This is a genomic window from Enterococcus sp. DIV1368f (assembly GCF_051712245.1).
Classification (GTDB): Bacteria; Bacillota; Bacilli; order Lactobacillales; family Enterococcaceae; genus Enterococcus; species Enterococcus faecalis.
This window is the reverse complement of sequence record NZ_JBIOON010000002.1, coordinates 50,391-66,514: the sequence shown is the minus strand read 5'-3', so window position 1 is coordinate 66,514 and position 16,124 is coordinate 50,391. Positions and strand designations below refer to the sequence as shown.

The 16,124-nt window shown below is 33.7% G+C and carries 19 protein-coding genes and 7 pseudogenes; 19 read left to right on the top strand and 7 right to left on the bottom strand.

The genetic code is table 11. From position 1 onward, the window contains the following. Positions 1-259: 259 nt before the first annotated feature. The 6 genes and pseudogenes from IGL07_RS13975 to IGL07_RS13950 form a co-directional block, all read right to left on the bottom strand. On the bottom strand, positions 260-616 hold the full coding sequence (locus tag IGL07_RS13975) for a hypothetical protein (protein ID WP_002394807.1): 357 nt from the start codon (positions 614-616) through the stop codon (positions 260-262). Beyond that, complete coding sequence (locus IGL07_RS13970; protein WP_002369746.1) at positions 609-1,391, bottom strand: ParA family protein; 783 nt, start codon at positions 1,389-1,391, stop codon at positions 609-611. The genes IGL07_RS13975 and IGL07_RS13970 overlap by 8 nt, the downstream gene beginning before the upstream one ends. Before the next feature lie 237 nt (positions 1,392-1,628). Further along, positions 1,629-1,925, bottom strand: a complete 297-nt coding sequence (locus tag IGL07_RS13965) for a hypothetical protein (RefSeq protein ID WP_002394805.1) — start codon at positions 1,923-1,925, stop codon at positions 1,629-1,631. A 256-nt stretch (positions 1,926-2,181) separates the two neighbouring features. Further along, complete coding sequence (locus tag IGL07_RS13960; protein WP_012881081.1) at positions 2,182-2,268, bottom strand: type I toxin-antitoxin system Fst family toxin; 87 nt, start codon at positions 2,266-2,268, stop codon at positions 2,182-2,184. 91 nt (positions 2,269-2,359) lie between these two features. Next, positions 2,360-2,547: pseudogene (locus tag IGL07_RS13955) on the bottom strand (excinuclease ABC subunit C). After that, a complete protein-coding gene (locus tag IGL07_RS13950; protein WP_029659170.1) occupies positions 2,495-3,022 on the bottom strand; it encodes a hypothetical protein in 528 nt (175 codons plus the stop codon). The pseudogene IGL07_RS13955 and the gene IGL07_RS13950 overlap by 53 nt, the downstream one beginning before the upstream one ends. 259 nt (positions 3,023-3,281) lie before the next feature. On the opposite strand from IGL07_RS13950, the pseudogene IGL07_RS13945 reads away from it, so the two are divergent. The 18 genes and pseudogenes from IGL07_RS13945 to IGL07_RS13860 all read left to right on the top strand — a co-directional run. Further along, positions 3,282-3,365 (top strand): annotated as a pseudogene (locus tag IGL07_RS13945) (MLS leader peptide); the annotation flags it as partial. 48 nt (positions 3,366-3,413) lie between these two features. Further along, a complete protein-coding gene (locus IGL07_RS13940) occupies positions 3,414-3,497 on the top strand; it encodes a 23S rRNA methyltransferase attenuation leader peptide (protein ID WP_001814874.1) in 84 nt (27 codons plus the stop codon). A gap of 124 nt (positions 3,498-3,621) precedes the next feature. After that, positions 3,622-4,359: a 23S rRNA (adenine(2058)-N(6))-methyltransferase Erm(B) gene (gene erm(B) / locus IGL07_RS13935; RefSeq protein ID WP_001038790.1), complete on the top strand. Its 738-nt coding sequence runs from the start codon at positions 3,622-3,624 to the stop codon at positions 4,357-4,359. 228 nt (positions 4,360-4,587) lie between these two features. Further along, positions 4,588-5,694, top strand: coding sequence for a hypothetical protein (locus IGL07_RS13930; protein ID WP_229085743.1), 1,107 nt, complete (start codon positions 4,588-4,590; stop codon positions 5,692-5,694). A 252-nt stretch (positions 5,695-5,946) separates the two neighbouring features. Continuing rightward, positions 5,947-7,623 carry a type IA DNA topoisomerase gene (locus tag IGL07_RS13925; RefSeq protein WP_185097752.1) on the top strand — a complete coding sequence of 559 codons (1,677 nt, stop codon included), beginning with the start codon at positions 5,947-5,949 and terminating at the stop codon, positions 7,621-7,623. A 119-nt stretch (positions 7,624-7,742) separates the two neighbouring features. After that, a pseudogene (locus tag IGL07_RS13920) lies at positions 7,743-7,943 on the top strand (peptide-binding protein); the annotation flags it as partial. Between the two features lie 89 nt (positions 7,944-8,032). Beyond that, positions 8,033-8,116 carry a 23S rRNA methyltransferase attenuation leader peptide gene (locus IGL07_RS13915; RefSeq protein ID WP_001814874.1) on the top strand — a complete coding sequence of 28 codons (84 nt, stop codon included), beginning with the start codon at positions 8,033-8,035 and terminating at the stop codon, positions 8,114-8,116. Positions 8,117-8,240: 124 nt separating this feature from the next. Further along, positions 8,241-8,978 carry a 23S rRNA (adenine(2058)-N(6))-methyltransferase Erm(B) gene (gene erm(B), locus IGL07_RS13910; RefSeq protein WP_002292226.1) on the top strand — a complete coding sequence of 246 codons (738 nt, stop codon included), beginning with the start codon at positions 8,241-8,243 and terminating at the stop codon, positions 8,976-8,978. A gap of 169 nt (positions 8,979-9,147) precedes the next feature. Next, positions 9,148-9,408 (top strand): annotated as a pseudogene (locus IGL07_RS13905) (topoisomerase DNA-binding C4 zinc finger domain-containing protein); the annotation flags it as partial. Positions 9,409-9,527: 119 nt separating this feature from the next. Continuing rightward, a pseudogene (locus IGL07_RS13900) lies at positions 9,528-9,728 on the top strand (peptide-binding protein); the annotation flags it as partial. A gap of 89 nt (positions 9,729-9,817) precedes the next feature. Next, positions 9,818-9,901 (top strand): 23S rRNA methyltransferase attenuation leader peptide, encoded by an 84-nt coding sequence (locus IGL07_RS13895; protein ID WP_001814874.1) that lies wholly within the window; start codon positions 9,818-9,820, stop codon positions 9,899-9,901. A 124-nt stretch (positions 9,902-10,025) separates the two neighbouring features. Then, positions 10,026-10,763: a 23S rRNA (adenine(2058)-N(6))-methyltransferase Erm(B) gene (erm(B), locus tag IGL07_RS13890; RefSeq protein WP_002292226.1), complete on the top strand. Its 738-nt coding sequence runs from the start codon at positions 10,026-10,028 to the stop codon at positions 10,761-10,763. Positions 10,764-10,932: 169 nt separating this feature from the next. Then, positions 10,933-11,193: pseudogene (locus IGL07_RS13885) on the top strand (topoisomerase DNA-binding C4 zinc finger domain-containing protein); the annotation flags it as partial. 102 nt (positions 11,194-11,295) lie between these two features. Continuing rightward, complete coding sequence (locus IGL07_RS13880; protein WP_002326827.1) at positions 11,296-12,192, top strand: ParA family protein; 897 nt, start codon at positions 11,296-11,298, stop codon at positions 12,190-12,192. Positions 12,193-12,262: 70 nt separating this feature from the next. After that, on the top strand, positions 12,263-12,478 hold the full coding sequence (locus tag IGL07_RS13875) for a peptide-binding protein (protein ID WP_002295735.1): 216 nt from the start codon (positions 12,263-12,265) through the stop codon (positions 12,476-12,478). A 16-nt stretch (positions 12,479-12,494) separates the two neighbouring features. Continuing rightward, positions 12,495-12,767, top strand: coding sequence for an antitoxin (locus tag IGL07_RS13870; protein WP_000301765.1), 273 nt, complete (start codon positions 12,495-12,497; stop codon positions 12,765-12,767). A 1-nt stretch (position 12,768) separates the two neighbouring features. Then, complete coding sequence (locus IGL07_RS13865) at positions 12,769-13,632, top strand: zeta toxin family protein (RefSeq protein WP_139910145.1); 864 nt, start codon at positions 12,769-12,771, stop codon at positions 13,630-13,632. 130 nt (positions 13,633-13,762) lie between these two features. Continuing rightward, positions 13,763-14,251, top strand: a pseudogene (locus tag IGL07_RS13860) (DnaJ domain-containing protein). An 84-nt stretch (positions 14,252-14,335) separates the two neighbouring features. Here IGL07_RS13860 and IGL07_RS13855 read toward each other — a convergent pair. Further along, positions 14,336-14,932, bottom strand: coding sequence for a TetR/AcrR family transcriptional regulator (locus IGL07_RS13855; RefSeq protein ID WP_085442989.1), 597 nt, complete (start codon positions 14,930-14,932; stop codon positions 14,336-14,338). Between the two features lie 310 nt (positions 14,933-15,242). On the opposite strand from IGL07_RS13855, the gene narA reads away from it, so the two are divergent. Next, positions 15,243-16,124 carry an ionophore ABC transporter ATP-binding subunit NarA gene (gene narA, locus IGL07_RS13850; RefSeq protein WP_002326774.1) on the top strand — a complete coding sequence of 294 codons (882 nt, stop codon included), beginning with the start codon at positions 15,243-15,245 and terminating at the stop codon, positions 16,122-16,124.

The window sequence follows — 16,124 nt, the reverse complement described above, 5'->3', positions numbered from 1 at the left end:
AGCTTTACCTCTCTGTTTTTGTTAGTTTATAGTTTAACCTACTTTTATTTCCCGTGCAAATACTGATATAACAGTATTTGGCTACTTTTTTATTATATCACGATATTATAATATAACACAATTGTAATATCGTGATATTGAAATATTACAATATTCAAAAGATTATTATTGACACAACAGCGTTTGTAGAAAAAAAACAACAACAATATCATAATATTGTTGTTGCCTAATATTGTAATATTGTGATTACACAATATTATCAAATTTTATTTTGTTTTTTTGCCATTTCATATCCTTTAATTAAATACTCTTCAGGAATAGATTTCAAAAGCGTTTCTTCGATAACATCAGGTTTACTTTTTTCTGGTTCGCCAATTGAAGTCCAGTATTTTAAAGCATTTGCAAGGATTGGATTGATCCGAATACTATCAGCATTTCTTTTGCTGTTACCTTGTTGCTTAATCAATTTTTCTATGTTTTTTTTATTCATAACAATGTGTTCATGTGTAGTTTTTAATTCTTTGTCATTAGAAGTAGTTGCTTTAGTTGGATTGGAGTCTTCTTTTCCTCCACCCAGAAGTCGTTCCGCAGCTGATTTTCCTCTATTATTACTCATTCAAATCTCCTACCTTCTCTAAAAATTCTTTTGTAAACTGGATATAATCGTCTTCAGCGGTCGAAGTCTTGTTAAAGCTAATCAAGTCAGAACCTGCTGCTTGGGCTTCATCAACAGTGATAGTTCGTCTAATGTAAGTATCGAATATGTTTACGTGGAGGGCATCAGAAATTTGATTTGCTGTTTTATTCATTTCTTTTGAAATGTTAAATCTTTCATTATATTTTGTGAAAAGAACACCTCGTATGATTAAGCTCTCATTTGTGTATTCTTTAACAGTCTCGATTGTTTCGTTCAATTTAACTAATCCTTTTAGTGAAAAATATGCGGCTTCTACAGGAATAATAATTTCATCAGAGACAGTGAACGCATTTACTGTTAATATACCCAAACTTGGTGGGCAATCAATAATAATATAATCATAGTTTTCTTCAATTGGTTGAAGAACTCTTTTAAGTCTATGTTCACTTCCAACTTGTGTAAATTCACGCTCTGCTGAAGAAAGAGCGATATCAGCAGGAATTACATCGATTCCTTTGTAATTTAGAATAGCTTCAGTAATCGAAGCCTCATCTTTTAATACTTCATATATTGTTGGAACATTCGTACCATCAATATCGAATCCAAAATTATCAGTGGCATTTCCCTGGGGGTCCATGTCAATTACAAGTACGCTTTTGTTAAAAGTAAAATGCAATGCTGCTCCTAGGTTAATACTAGTCGTTGTTTTTGAAACACCGCCTTTTTGGTTTGCAACTGAAATTATTCGTGCCATAATAATGTCCTCCTTGTGATGTTGTGTCATTATTATATCACAATATCGCAATATTGCAATATCACAATTTATTAATATTACAATATTGTTCAATCGTGTAGTCATACTATTGCGATTTATTAATATTACGATATTACAATTACATAGTATTGTCACTTCACAATATAGTGATATTGTAATAGTACAATATTATTATAGTTTAAGTATACGATGTTACAATAATATGATATTACAATTTTATTCTTCATCTATAATTTTTTTAGTTCGTCTGTGGCGTTCTAAGTGCAGCAAATAATCGTCTTGCAGTTTTAGAAGGTCTGAATAGACCTGATCCATAGTCTTGTTGGCCGACAAAGAAAGAGAATAAATAAATGAAATAGGAAGTGTTTCAATTTTTTTGTTGCGAGTAATCCAGGAAGAGACAGTTCCTTGAGAGAAAGCATGTAATTCACAAAATTCTTCTACAGTAATCCCTAGTTGCTTGATAATGTATGCGTTGATAGGGTGTGGATATACAAAGGTTTTTCTAGGCATGGGGGGTAAGTTTCCTTTCTCATGTTATTAATGCGTTCGCAGTAATATTGTACTAAAAAACATGCAATAAGGGAAGGGCGTAGCTGCTTCTTTTTTGTTGACCTCTTTTAATAATATGTTATACTGAAGGTGCGAAACGAAATTAGTTCAACAGCTCAGTTACACCAAAAAGCCCCCCTATTTGCGGTAGGAGGGCTTTTTTTGCGCTGTTGCGACTTCAGCGTTGGAGTTAGAAGGCAACTGCTTAGATTATCGGCTAATCGTCTAACCAACGATCAACTAGCAAAAGTACTAGACCCACAAGTAGCGGTGCGATAATCAACGAAATTAGTTTCTCAGCCATAGTTACACCACCTTACTTGGCAGTTGCCGCAATAATTATAACATAAATTCAAAATATCCCTATGGACTTTTAAAACCTTCAGTACTTTATTTCATCTATAAATCTCTTTTCCTAACATATACGTTCGCTTACACCAGGAACACTTGTATTTATCAGAATTACTTGACATTGTACATAAGCAATACTAGTTGTTTTATTTCCTTCTTTGATTACTGATCCTCGATAATCATATGTCTTCATAAAAATCTCCGTCACTGTAATATTCATTGATAAAAGCATCGATTGCGTTGTTTTCTTCTTCGGTTAACTCTGAAAATTTTACTTCTGAAAAAGGATTGTCTATCGGTTTTTCGGGTTCGTTTTCCGACCATTTGTAAAAATCATGTATTTGTATGTGCCTAATATCGTAAAAATCGATTTGCTGATCTCCAATAAGTGCGACATCGAATTCAATCATGCCACGAAATACACCACGTATAGAAGGTTTTACACGCTCATATTCATCTAAGGAATTCAGCTGAATTTCTAGGACCTTATTCTGTTTGATTGAGCGACTTAGCAAGTGTTCTATTTGAGCCTGTGACTGCTGTGGCAGTCTTTCAATCTCTCGAGCATTAAATTCATCCGTTTCTTTGATTGCTGCTTGCAACTCTCCTAAAGGGAAAGCAGTTGGCCACTTCAAATCAAAAGGGCAGTCTACATAATCGTTATAAGGTGTAAATTCCTTTTGGGGTCCCGAGCGCCTACGAGGAATTTGTATCGATAAGAAATAGATTTAAAAATTTCGCTGTTATTTTGTACATTTAACTTGACGGTGACATCTCTCTATTGTGAGTTATTAGTGGTACAGTTTTCAACCGTTTTAATTATAAAAAAGTGGTGCATTTTTAAATTGGCACAAACAGGTAACGGTTATTGCAGGTGTATTTCTTATCTATGGGTTTAACATGGATTTTATCATTAAAATCATGAGTATTGTCCGAGAGTGATTGGTCTTGCGTATGGTTAACCCTAAAGTTATGGAAATAAGACTTAGAAGCAAACTTAAGAGTGTGTTGATAGTGCATTATCTTAAAATTTTGTATAATAGGAATTGAAGTTAAATTAGATGCTAAAAATTTGTAATTAAGAAGGAGGGATTCGTCATGTTGGTATTCCAAATGCGTAATGTAGATAAAACATCTACTGTTTTGAAACAGACTAAAAACAGTGATTACGCAGATAAATAAATACGTTAGATTAATTCCTACCAGTGACTAATCTTATGACTTTTTAAACAGATAACTAAAATTACAAACAAATCGTTTAACTTCTGTATTTATTTATAGATGTAATCACTTCAGGAGTGATTACATGAACAAAAATATAAAATATTCTCAAAACTTTTTAACGAGTGAAAAAGTACTCAACCAAATAATAAAACAATTGAATTTAAAAGAAACCGATACCGTTTACGAAATTGGAACAGGTAAAGGGCATTTAACGACGAAACTGGCTAAAATAAGTAAACAGGTAACGTCTATTGAATTAGACAGTCATCTATTCAACTTATCGTCAGAAAAATTAAAACTGAACATTCGTGTCACTTTAATTCACCAAGATATTCTACAGTTTCAATTCCCTAACAAACAGAGGTATAAAATTGTTGGGAATATTCCTTACCATTTAAGCACACAAATTATTAAAAAAGTGGTTTTTGAAAGCCATGCGTCTGACATCTATCTGATTGTTGAAGAAGGATTCTACAAGCGTACCTTGGATATTCACCGAACACTAGGGTTGCTCTTGCACACTCAAGTCTCGATTCAGCAATTGCTTAAGCTGCCAGCGGAATGCTTTCATCCTAAACCAAAAGTAAACAGTGTCTTAATAAAACTTACCCGCCATACCACAGATGTTCCAGATAAATATTGGAAGCTATATACGTACTTTGTTTCAAAATGGGTCAATCGAGAATATCGTCAACTGTTTACTAAAAATCAGTTTCATCAAGCAATGAAACACGCCAAAGTAAACAATTTAAGTACCGTTACTTATGAGCAAGTATTGTCTATTTTTAATAGTTATCTATTATTTAACGGGAGGAAATAATTCTATGAGTCGCTTTTGTAAATTTGGAAAGTTACACGTTACTAAAGGGAATGTAGATAAATTATTAGGTATACTACTGACAGCTTCCAAGGAGCTAAAGAGGTCCCTAGCGCCTACGGGGAATTTGTATCGATAAGGAATAGATTTAAAAATTTCGCTGTTATTTTGTACAATAAGGATAAAAATGAATTTGATTGGTGGATATCGGAACAATGGGAAACAAGGTATATGTCTGAAATTAAGACACAGTACAATGCTAATGGGACCGAGCATATGGGAAATCATCATAGGAAAATGCGCTCACATACAAAACTAAAAGAGTTCTATATAGTTCGTTATGCAGATGATTTCAAATTATTTTGTCATAACCGGAAAACGGCTGAACTACTTTATCATGCTTCGATACAATGGTTGGAACAGCGATTGCATCTACCTGTATCTATCGAAAAATCCAAAATCACGAACCTTCGTAAGGAAAGTAGTGAGTTTCTAGGTTTCAATTTAAAGCTGGAAAGAAAAGGGAAAAATAGATATATAATGCACTCTCATGTTTCGGATAAAGCAATTAACCGTATGAGAATAGAACTTAAAGAGCAAATCAAGGAAATCAAAAAATCACCTAATAGCATGAATACTATTAGAGCTATAGGGAATTATAATAGTAAAGTTATTGGCATGCACGGTTACTATCGAATAGCAACTCACGTTAATAAAGATTTTAAAAAAGTTCATTACTCAGTTCTTCTGACAATGAGAAATCGATTGTCTATCGATGGATTGACAAAAATGGGTAAATATACTGGTAAAGATAAAGGGATATTGAACTACGTCCAGTCAAAGAATATTAGATACCTGGCGGGACGCCCAATTATACCAGTTAGTTTTGTACAACATAGGAACCCTATGTACCTTAAAGTTAAAATTAATAAATACACCCCTGAGGGACGTGAGCTCATTCATCGTAATCAATCAGCCGTATCTGAAATAGCACTTCGTTGGATCAGGAGCCATCCTGTAGTCAGCGACAGAGCAACAGTGGAATTTAATGATAATCGAATTTCATTATTTATAGCTCAGTTGGGTAAGTGTTCGGTAACGGGTGAAGAACTAAATGTCCTAGATATGCATTGTCATCATAAGATACCTTATCATTTATCTAAAGATGACAAGTATAGTAACTTGATTATTGTTAAACCTGAAGTTCATATTCTAATACATGCTACCAAGGAAGATACTATTCAGCGATATATGACCTTATTAAACCTTAATGATGAACAGGTCAAAAGGCTGAATAAATTAAGGTTGTTAGTTAGAAACACCTCACTACATTATTAATTTGGTTGCGAGACTTAGGAAAACAAAAGGTTTAATTTGTTGATGGAACGCCGTGTGCGGTGAAAATCGCATGCACGGTGTGGATCGGGGGAAAAACTGGAGATTACTTCAAAAGTTTACCTATCGATATTCGCCTGGTCGATTATCCATAAAGCAAATGCCTTTTCAAAAGATAAAACATTTAAAAGACTATGGATCAATAGCTTAGAAAAAGATGTAATCCGAAGCGGTTTTCAAAATTTGCAACCTGGAATGAATTACTATCCCTTTTATCAAGAAGCGCAAACACGCCAAATTGCCGATTGGTTGATCGGCATGAACGCAAGCCCTTTGTATACGTTAAATTTACAACAGAAGGGCGTACAAGGTACATTTTCACTAGGACGTGTTCAAACGCCCACCTTATACCTTATTTTTCAGCGCCAGGAAGCCATAGAGAATTTTAAAAAAGAACCTTTTTTCGAGGTGGAAGCTAGTATAAAAGTAAACCAAGGGTCGTTTAAGGGCGTTCTAAGCCCCACACAGCGTTTTAAAACCCAAGAGGAGCTTTTAGCTTTTGTTTCTTCTAAACAAGCTAAAATAGGCAATCAAGAGGGGATAATTGCTGATGTTCAAACCAAAGAGAAGAAAACGAATAGTCCGAGTTTGTTTTCTTTAAGTAGTTTGCAATCAAAAGTCAATCAGCTTTATAAAGCGACAGCGAGCCAAACTTTAAAAGCTATGCAAGGACTGTATGAAGCAAAATTATTGAGTTATCCAAGAACAGATACACCATTTATTACAGAGAACGAATTTGCTTATTTAAAAGCGAATTTTGGCAAATATAGCGGTTTTTTAGGACTTGATCTTGAAATGGTTCAAACAGAGCCTAGAAAGCGTTATGTGGACGGTAGTAAGGTACAGGAACACCACGCCATTATCCCAACAAAACAAGTACCTAACGAATCTGTATTAGCGAAAATGGACGATTTACAACGAAAAATATATGCTTTAGTCGTTAAAACGACCGTTGCCATGTTTTTACCTGATTACTTGTATGAAGAAACCAAGATACAAACGAAAGTAGCTGATTTGCTGTTTCAATCGATCGGAAAGACACCAAAGCAAGAAGGGTGGAAAATTCTTTTCAAACAACAAACCAAAGAAGAAAAAGAGGACGTTCAAACGTTACCACTCGTTATCATTGGCGAACGTGCCGAAGTTGGTGTTAAGAGTGTTGAAAAAGAAACGCAACCGCCAAAAGCTTTTACAGAGGGTACATTATTAACTGCTATGAAAACGGCGAATAAAACGGTTGATGATGAAGAAGCAATCAAGATTTTACAAGAAGTTGAGGGGATTGGAACAGAAGCGACAAGAGCAAGTATTATTGAAGCGTTAAAACAAAAAGAATATATCCAAGTGATTAAGAATAAGCTTGTTGTAACTGAAAAAGGAAAATTATTGTGCCAGGCAGTTGAAAGTCAGCACCTTTTAACGAGTGCTGAAATGACGGCTAAATGGGAAACGTATTTAAAAAAAATCGGTAAAAGAGAAGGCAATCAAGAGAACTTTATTACGAATATCAAAAAATTCATTGTTCATTTACTGGAAGCTGTACCTAACGATATAGAAAAACTAAATTTTTCTGATTACCAGGAACAGAAAGAAAAAGAAGCAGAAAAAAGTATTGTAGGAAAATGTCCTAAGTGTGGCAACAATATTGTATTAAAAAAATCGTTTTATGGTTGTTCAAATTATCCTGAATGTAAGTTTACTTTAGCTGAACATTTTAGAAAGAAAAAACTAACCAAAACGAATGTAAAAGAATTACTGGAGGGAAAAGAAACCCTGGTAAAAGGAATCAAAAACAAAGAGAAAAAGCCCTACAATGCCGTTGTAAAAATTGGGGAAAAGGGATATATTGATTTTATATCTTTCTCAAAATAAACATAAAAGCCCTTTAAAGAGGGCTTTTATATATTAATCACAAATCACTTATCACAAATCACAAGTGATTTGTGATTGTTGATGATAAAATAAGAATAAGAAGAAATAGAAAGAAGTGAGTGATTGTGGGAAATTTAGGCGCACAAAAAGAAAAACGAAATGATACACCAATCAGTGCAAAAAAAGATATAATGGGAGATAAGACGGTTCGTGTTCGTGCTGACTTGCACCATATCATAAAAATCGAAACAGCAAAGAATGGCGGAAACGTAAAAGAAGTTATGGAAATAAGACTTAGAAGCAAACTTAAGAGTGTGTTGATAGTGCAGTATCTTAAAATTTTGTGTATAATAGGAATTGAAGTTAAATTAGATGCTAAAAATTTGTAATTAAGAAGGAGGGATTCGTCATGTTGGTATTCCAAATGCGTAATGTAGATAAAACATCTACTGTTTTGAAACAGACTAAAAACAGTGATTACGCAGATAAATAAATACGTTAGATTAATTCCTACCAGTGACTAATCTTATGACTTTTTAAACAGATAACTAAAATTACAAACAAATCGTTTAACTTCTGTATTTATTTACAGATGTAATCACTTCAGGAGTGATTACATGAACAAAAATATAAAATATTCTCAAAACTTTTTAACGAGTGAAAAAGTACTCAACCAAATAATAAAACAATTGAATTTAAAAGAAACCGATACCGTTTACGAAATTGGAACAGGTAAAGGGCATTTAACGACGAAACTGGCTAAAATAAGTAAACAGGTAACGTCTATTGAATTAGACAGTCATCTATTCAACTTATCGTCAGAAAAATTAAAACTGAATACTCGTGTCACTTTAATTCACCAAGATATTCTACAGTTTCAATTCCCTAACAAACAGAGGTATAAAATTGTTGGGAGTATTCCTTACCATTTAAGCACACAAATTATTAAAAAAGTGGTTTTTGAAAGCCATGCGTCTGACATCTATCTGATTGTTGAAGAAGGATTCTACAAGCGTACCTTGGATATTCACCGAACACTAGGGTTGCTCTTGCACACTCAAGTCTCGATTCAGCAATTGCTTAAGCTGCCAGCGGAATGCTTTCATCCTAAACCAAAAGTAAACAGTGTCTTAATAAAACTTACCCGCCATACCACAGATGTTCCAGATAAATATTGGAAGCTATATACGTACTTTGTTTCAAAATGGGTCAATCGAGAATATCGTCAACTGTTTACTAAAAATCAGTTTCATCAAGCAATGAAACACGCCAAAGTAAACAATTTAAGTACCGTTACTTATGAGCAAGTATTGTCTATTTTTAATAGTTATCTATTATTTAACGGGAGGAAATAATTCTATGAGTCGCTTTTTTAAATTTGGAAAGTTACACGTTACTAAAGGGAATGGAGATAAATTATTAGATATACTACTGACAGCTTCCAAGAAGCTAAAGAGGTCCCTAGCGCCTACGGGGAATTTGTATCGATAAGGGGTACAAATTCCCACTAAGCGCTCGGGACCCCTTGTAGGAAAATGTCCTAAGTGTGGCAACAATATTGTATTAAAAAAATCGTTTTATGGTTGTTCAAATTATCCTGAATGTAAGTTTACTTTAGCTGAACATTTTAGAAAGAAAAAACTAACCAAAACGAATGTAAAAGAATTACTGGAGGGAAAAGAAACCCTGGTAAAAGGAATCAAAAACAAAGAGAAAAAGCCCTACAATGCCGTTGTAAAAATTGGGGAAAAGGGATATATTGATTTTATATCTTTCTCAAAATAAACATAAAAGCCCTTTAAAGAGGGCTTTTATATATTAATCACAAATCACTTATCACAAATCACAAGTGATTTGTGATTGTTGATGATAAAATAAGAATAAGAAGAAATAGAAAGAAGTGAGTGATTGTGGGAAATTTAGGCGCACAAAAAGAAAAACGAAATGATACACCAATCAGTGCAAAAAAAGATATAATGGGAGATAAGACGGTTCGTGTTCGTGCTGACTTGCACCATATCATAAAAATCGAAACAGCAAAGAATGGCGGAAACGTAAAAGAAGTTATGGAAATAAGACTTAGAAGCAAACTTAAGAGTGTGTTGATAGTGCAGTATCTTAAAATTTTGTGTATAATAGGAATTGAAGTTAAATTAGATGCTAAAAATTTGTAATTAAGAAGGAGGGATTCGTCATGTTGGTATTCCAAATGCGTAATGTAGATAAAACATCTACTGTTTTGAAACAGACTAAAAACAGTGATTACGCAGATAAATAAATACGTTAGATTAATTCCTACCAGTGACTAATCTTATGACTTTTTAAACAGATAACTAAAATTACAAACAAATCGTTTAACTTCTGTATTTATTTACAGATGTAATCACTTCAGGAGTGATTACATGAACAAAAATATAAAATATTCTCAAAACTTTTTAACGAGTGAAAAAGTACTCAACCAAATAATAAAACAATTGAATTTAAAAGAAACCGATACCGTTTACGAAATTGGAACAGGTAAAGGGCATTTAACGACGAAACTGGCTAAAATAAGTAAACAGGTAACGTCTATTGAATTAGACAGTCATCTATTCAACTTATCGTCAGAAAAATTAAAACTGAATACTCGTGTCACTTTAATTCACCAAGATATTCTACAGTTTCAATTCCCTAACAAACAGAGGTATAAAATTGTTGGGAGTATTCCTTACCATTTAAGCACACAAATTATTAAAAAAGTGGTTTTTGAAAGCCATGCGTCTGACATCTATCTGATTGTTGAAGAAGGATTCTACAAGCGTACCTTGGATATTCACCGAACACTAGGGTTGCTCTTGCACACTCAAGTCTCGATTCAGCAATTGCTTAAGCTGCCAGCGGAATGCTTTCATCCTAAACCAAAAGTAAACAGTGTCTTAATAAAACTTACCCGCCATACCACAGATGTTCCAGATAAATATTGGAAGCTATATACGTACTTTGTTTCAAAATGGGTCAATCGAGAATATCGTCAACTGTTTACTAAAAATCAGTTTCATCAAGCAATGAAACACGCCAAAGTAAACAATTTAAGTACCGTTACTTATGAGCAAGTATTGTCTATTTTTAATAGTTATCTATTATTTAACGGGAGGAAATAATTCTATGAGTCGCTTTTTTAAATTTGGAAAGTTACACGTTACTAAAGGGAATGGAGATAAATTATTAGATATACTACTGACAGCTTCCAAGAAGCTAAAGAGGTCCCTAGCGCCTACGGGGAATTTGTATCGATAAGGGGTACAAATTCCCACTAAGCGCTCGGGACCCCTTGTAGGAAAATGTCCTAAGTGTGGCAACAATATTGTATTAAAAAAATCGTTTTATGGTTGTTCAAATTATCCTGAATGTAAGTTTACTTTAGCTGAACATTTTAGAAAGAAAAAACTAACCAAAACGAATGTAAAAGAATTACTGGAGGGAAAAGAAACCCTGGTAAAAGGAATCAAAAACAAAGAGAAAAAGCCCTACAATGCCGTTGTAAAAATTGGGGAAAAGGGATATATTGATTTTATCTCTTTTTCAAAATAAACATAAAAGCCCTTTAAAGAGGGCTTTTATATATTAATCACAAATCACTTATCACAAATCACAAGTGATTAATCACAAATCACTTGTGATTTGTGATTCTTAATGATACAATATTACTATACAAAAAAAGAATGGGGCGTAGTTATGGAGAAGGAAAAACTAAAAATACTTGAAGAATTAAGACGTATTTTAAACAATAAAAATGAAGCAATTATTATCTTGAATAATTACTTTAAAGGTGGTGTTGGAAAGTCCAAATTATCGACTATGTTTGCTTACTTGACAGACAAATTGAATTTAAAAGTTTTAATGATCGATAAGGACTTACAGGCAACATTGACAAAAGACTTAGCAAAAACTTTTGAGGTAGAATTGCCACGTGTCAATTTTTATGAAGGCTTGAAAAATGGAAACTTGGCTTCTTCTATTGTTCATTTGACTGATAATTTAGACTTGATCCCTGGCACGTTTGATTTGATGTTACTGCCAAAATTAACTCGCTCATGGACTTTTGAAAATGAAAGTAGATTGCTTGCTACTCTTTTAGCACCTTTAAAAAGTGACTATGATCTCATTATTATTGATACTGTACCAACGCCAAGCGTTTATACAAATAATGCAATCGTGGCGAGTGATTACGTTATGATCCCTTTACAAGCAGAAGAAGAAAGTACAAACAACATTCAAAACTATATTTCCTATTTGATTGATTTACAAGAACAATTTAACCCTGGACTAGATATGATCGGTTTTGTTCCTTATTTAGTTGATACGGACAGCGCAACGATAAAATCAAACCTGGAAGAACTGTACAAGCAACATAAAGAAGATAACTTGGTTTTCCAAAATATTATCAAGCGAAGTAATAAAGTAAGTACCTGGTCTAAAAATGGAATTACAGAACACAAAGGCTATGACAAAAAAGTTTTATCCATGTATGAGAACGTATTTTTTGAAATGCTTGAGCGAATTATTCAATTAGAAAACGAAAAAGAATAGAATCACAAATCACTTGTGATTTGTGATTGTTGATGATAAAATAAGAATAAGAAGAAATAGAAAGAAGTGAGTGATTGTGGGAAATTTAGGCGCACAAAAAGCAAAACGAAATGATACACCAATCAGTGCAAAAAAAGATATAATGGGAGATAAGACGGTTCGTGTTCGTGCTGACTTGCACCATATCATAAAAATCGAAACAGCAAAGAATGGCGGAAACGTAAAAGAAGTTATGGATAAAGCCTTAGAAGAATATATTCGGAAATATTTACCTGACAAACTTTAAAAGGAGTGAAAATGAAATGGCAGTTACATATGAAAAAACATTTGAAATTGAAATCATTAATGAGTTATCGGCAAGTGTTTATAATCGAGTATTAAACTATGTTTTGAACCATGAATTAAATAAAAATGACTCTCAATTATTGGAAGTCAATTTATTAAACCAATTAAAGCTTGCAAAACGTGTAAATCTTTTTGATTATTCTTTAGAAGAATTACAAGCCGTTCATGAGTATTGGCGGTCAATGAATCGTTACTCAAAACAAGTTTTGAATAAAGAGAAAGTGGCTTAATATGGCAAATATAGTCAATTTTACTGACAAACAATTTGAGAATCGCTTAAATGATAATTTAGAAGAATTGATTCAAGGAAAAAAAGCGGTTGAATCGCCAACCGCTTTTTTACTTGGTGGGCAACCAGGGTCAGGGAAAACCAGTTTGCGATCAGCAATTCTTGAAGAAACACAAGGGAATGTTATTGTCATTGATAATGATACCTTTAAACAACAGCACCCTAATTTTGATGAACTAGCGAAACTTTATGAGAAAGACGTAGTAAAACACGTCACCCCTTATTCTAATCGCATGACAGAAGCGATCATAAGCCGTTTGAGCGATCAAGGCTATAATTTAGTGATTGAAGGTACAGGACGAACAACAGACGTTCCTATTCAAACCGCAACAATGCTTCAAGCCAAAGGTTATGAAACAAAAATGTATGTCATGGCAGTACCTAAAATCAACTCATATTTAGGAACAATTGAACGATATGAAACCATGTATGCAGATGATCCAATGACAGCCAGGGCAACACCAAAACAAGCGCATGATATTGTTGTCAAAAACTTACCGACCAATTTAGAAACCCTTCATAAAACGGGCTTATTTAGCGATATAAGGCTTTACAATAGAGAAGGAGTGAAACTCTATTCAAGCTTAGAAACACCTTCCACTAGTCCGAAAGAGACCTTAGAAAGAGAATTAAATCGTAAAGTATCAGGGAAAGAAATTCAACCGAGTTTGGAGAGAATAGAGCAAAAAATGGTTCAAAATCAACACCAAGAAACCCCTGAATTTAAAGCAATTCAACAAAAAATGGAAAGCTTGCAGCCACCTACACCACCAATACCCAAAACACCTAAACTTCCAGGTATTTAAACCTTAAAAAAGGAAAAGAGTAGTTACCAAAAAACGGTAACTACTCTTTTTTTATAAAAACATTTCCTCAAACGCCTAACAAAAATGGTTGTCAAAAAGCCAAAAATCAAAAAGAAAAGGAATGATAAAAATGAAATACATTAAAAACGTTGAAACATTGGAAGAATTGAAAAAAGCCTACAAAAAGTTAGCTTTGAAGTTACACCCCGATTGTGGAGGGAATGAAGAAGAAATGAAAACTTTGAACAATGAATATGACGAACTGTTTAGCAAACTTAAAAACACTCATAAGAATAAAGACGGTGAAACTTACACCAAAGAAACAACAGAAACACCCGAACAGTTTAAGGATATTATTAATAAATTGTTCAATCTAAAAATGGACGGCGTAGCAATCGAAGTAGTAGGAACATTTATATGACTAACAGGTAATACAAAACCATATAAAGAAGATATAAAAGCCCTAGAATTCCGATATTCACCTAAAAAATATGCTTGGTATAAAGCCCCTAAAGATTACAAAAAAAGAAGCCGACTACGATCAATCTGTGAGAAGCGGCTGTCTCTGAGACAATTGCATCACATTTTAGTTGTGAATATGTATCTCAAATACACCTAGCAGATGAATCGATTCTGATTTGTATGCATACATTTTATTTTTTTGTGGATTCGGCGAGTATTTCTTCTTTTGTTGTTCGTAAAACTATTGTCTCGGAGCGATTCCTTTTACCAACAGCTCAGTCCATTCCGCTGTATAAGGCAGGATTTTCTCATAAATCTGCGGATTAGAGATGCCTTCGATCATGGCTTGAAAATACAACATCAAAAATTCATCTGAATATTTTAAATCGACTTTTCCTTCTTTACGCCCGCGATGGAATAAATCCAACATAATGTCAAAACTTTGCTTTGTATAAGCTTCCATCATTCGGGTAAAGCCGCTGTCTTCTTTTTTAGTGTAATAGCTCATTAAATCTAGGTAAAATTGTTTATTGATTTTTTCGAGGTAATCGATTTTATTTTGACTCATGGCGATCAAAGTTTCTTCAAATGATGCATTTTTCTCCATGATTTTTTTAGCTTTTTCCCCCATTTCATCCATTGACCGGATAAAGACTTCATGAATGAGCTTTTCTTTGCTGCCAAAATATTTAAAAATAGAAGTTTTTCCTACATTGGCCTTTTTGGCTACGGCATCGATCGTTAAATTCTCGATTCCCGTATCTGTATTCATCAGATCAAAAGCAGCTCGTAAAACTTTTTTCTTTTTTTCTTCTGTTCTTCGTTCAAAACCATCCATTAAAAATACCTACTTTCTATAAAAAAGAACTTTTTGTTTATCATAGTTCAAAAATAGCTTCGTATATATTATATAGGAAATAATACGAACTAACAATGGAATCATAGGTTTAAATTTAAAATTATTTTTATTGACTTTTAAAATAAAAAAGAATATTATTGGAGCTGTAAAAGAACTTTGGTTTGAAACAAAGTATAAAGGGGTATTTTATGAACGATACGTATTGTATTGGTTCATAAAAAAGGTGCGTTTTGTTCAGACTGGAAAGCTCGTTATAAAATCATGTCAAAAGAAAAGGGAGTTATGTACCATGACAGAAATTGTAAAAGTACAAGGCTTGCAAAAAAAATTTGGTAAATTCCAGGCGTTGAAAGATGTCTCATTCACAGTAAACGCCGGTGAAGTTGTTGGTTTTATCGGACCAAATGGAGCAGGAAAGTCAACGACGATTCGTACACTGCTAGGAATCATCAACCGAGACGAAGGAGATGTCCAAATATTCGGAAAAGATGTTTGGAAAGATAGTCTAGAAATCCATAAACGAATTTCGTATGTTCCTGGGGATGTTGCTCTTTGGGGCAGCCTGACTGGTGGAGAGATCATTGATCTATTTATCAAACTTCATGGCGGCGGGAGCAAAGCAAAGCGTGATTATTTAATCAAACGATTTGAACTTGATCCAAAGAAAAAAGCCAAAGGTTACTCTAAAGGAAATCGTCAAAAAGTCGGTTTGATTGCTGCACTTTCAGTTGAATCTGATCTGTATATTTTAGATGAACCGACTTCAGGACTAGATCCATTGATGGAAGCAGTATTCCAAGAAGAAGTAGAAAAAATCAAAAATGATGGCAAAGCGATTCTATTATCTTCACATATTTTAAGTGAAGTTGAACGATTAGCAGATAAAGTAGCAATCATTCGACGTGGAGAAGTAGTTGAAACAGGTACATTAGATGAATTGCGTCATTTGACTCGCTCAACAGTTACATTGGTGACAAAAGGCGATATTGAGAAACTTGCGACGCTCTCTGGCGTGCATGATTTTGTTCAAAAAGACGGCAAAGCAACTTTTTCTGCTGACAATGAAGCGATGAATACGATTCTGACCGAGGCAACCAAATTAGGTGTGATAAAAATCGAATCTGTACCGCCAACGCTCGAAGATTTATTCATGCGTCACTACGAAGGCTGA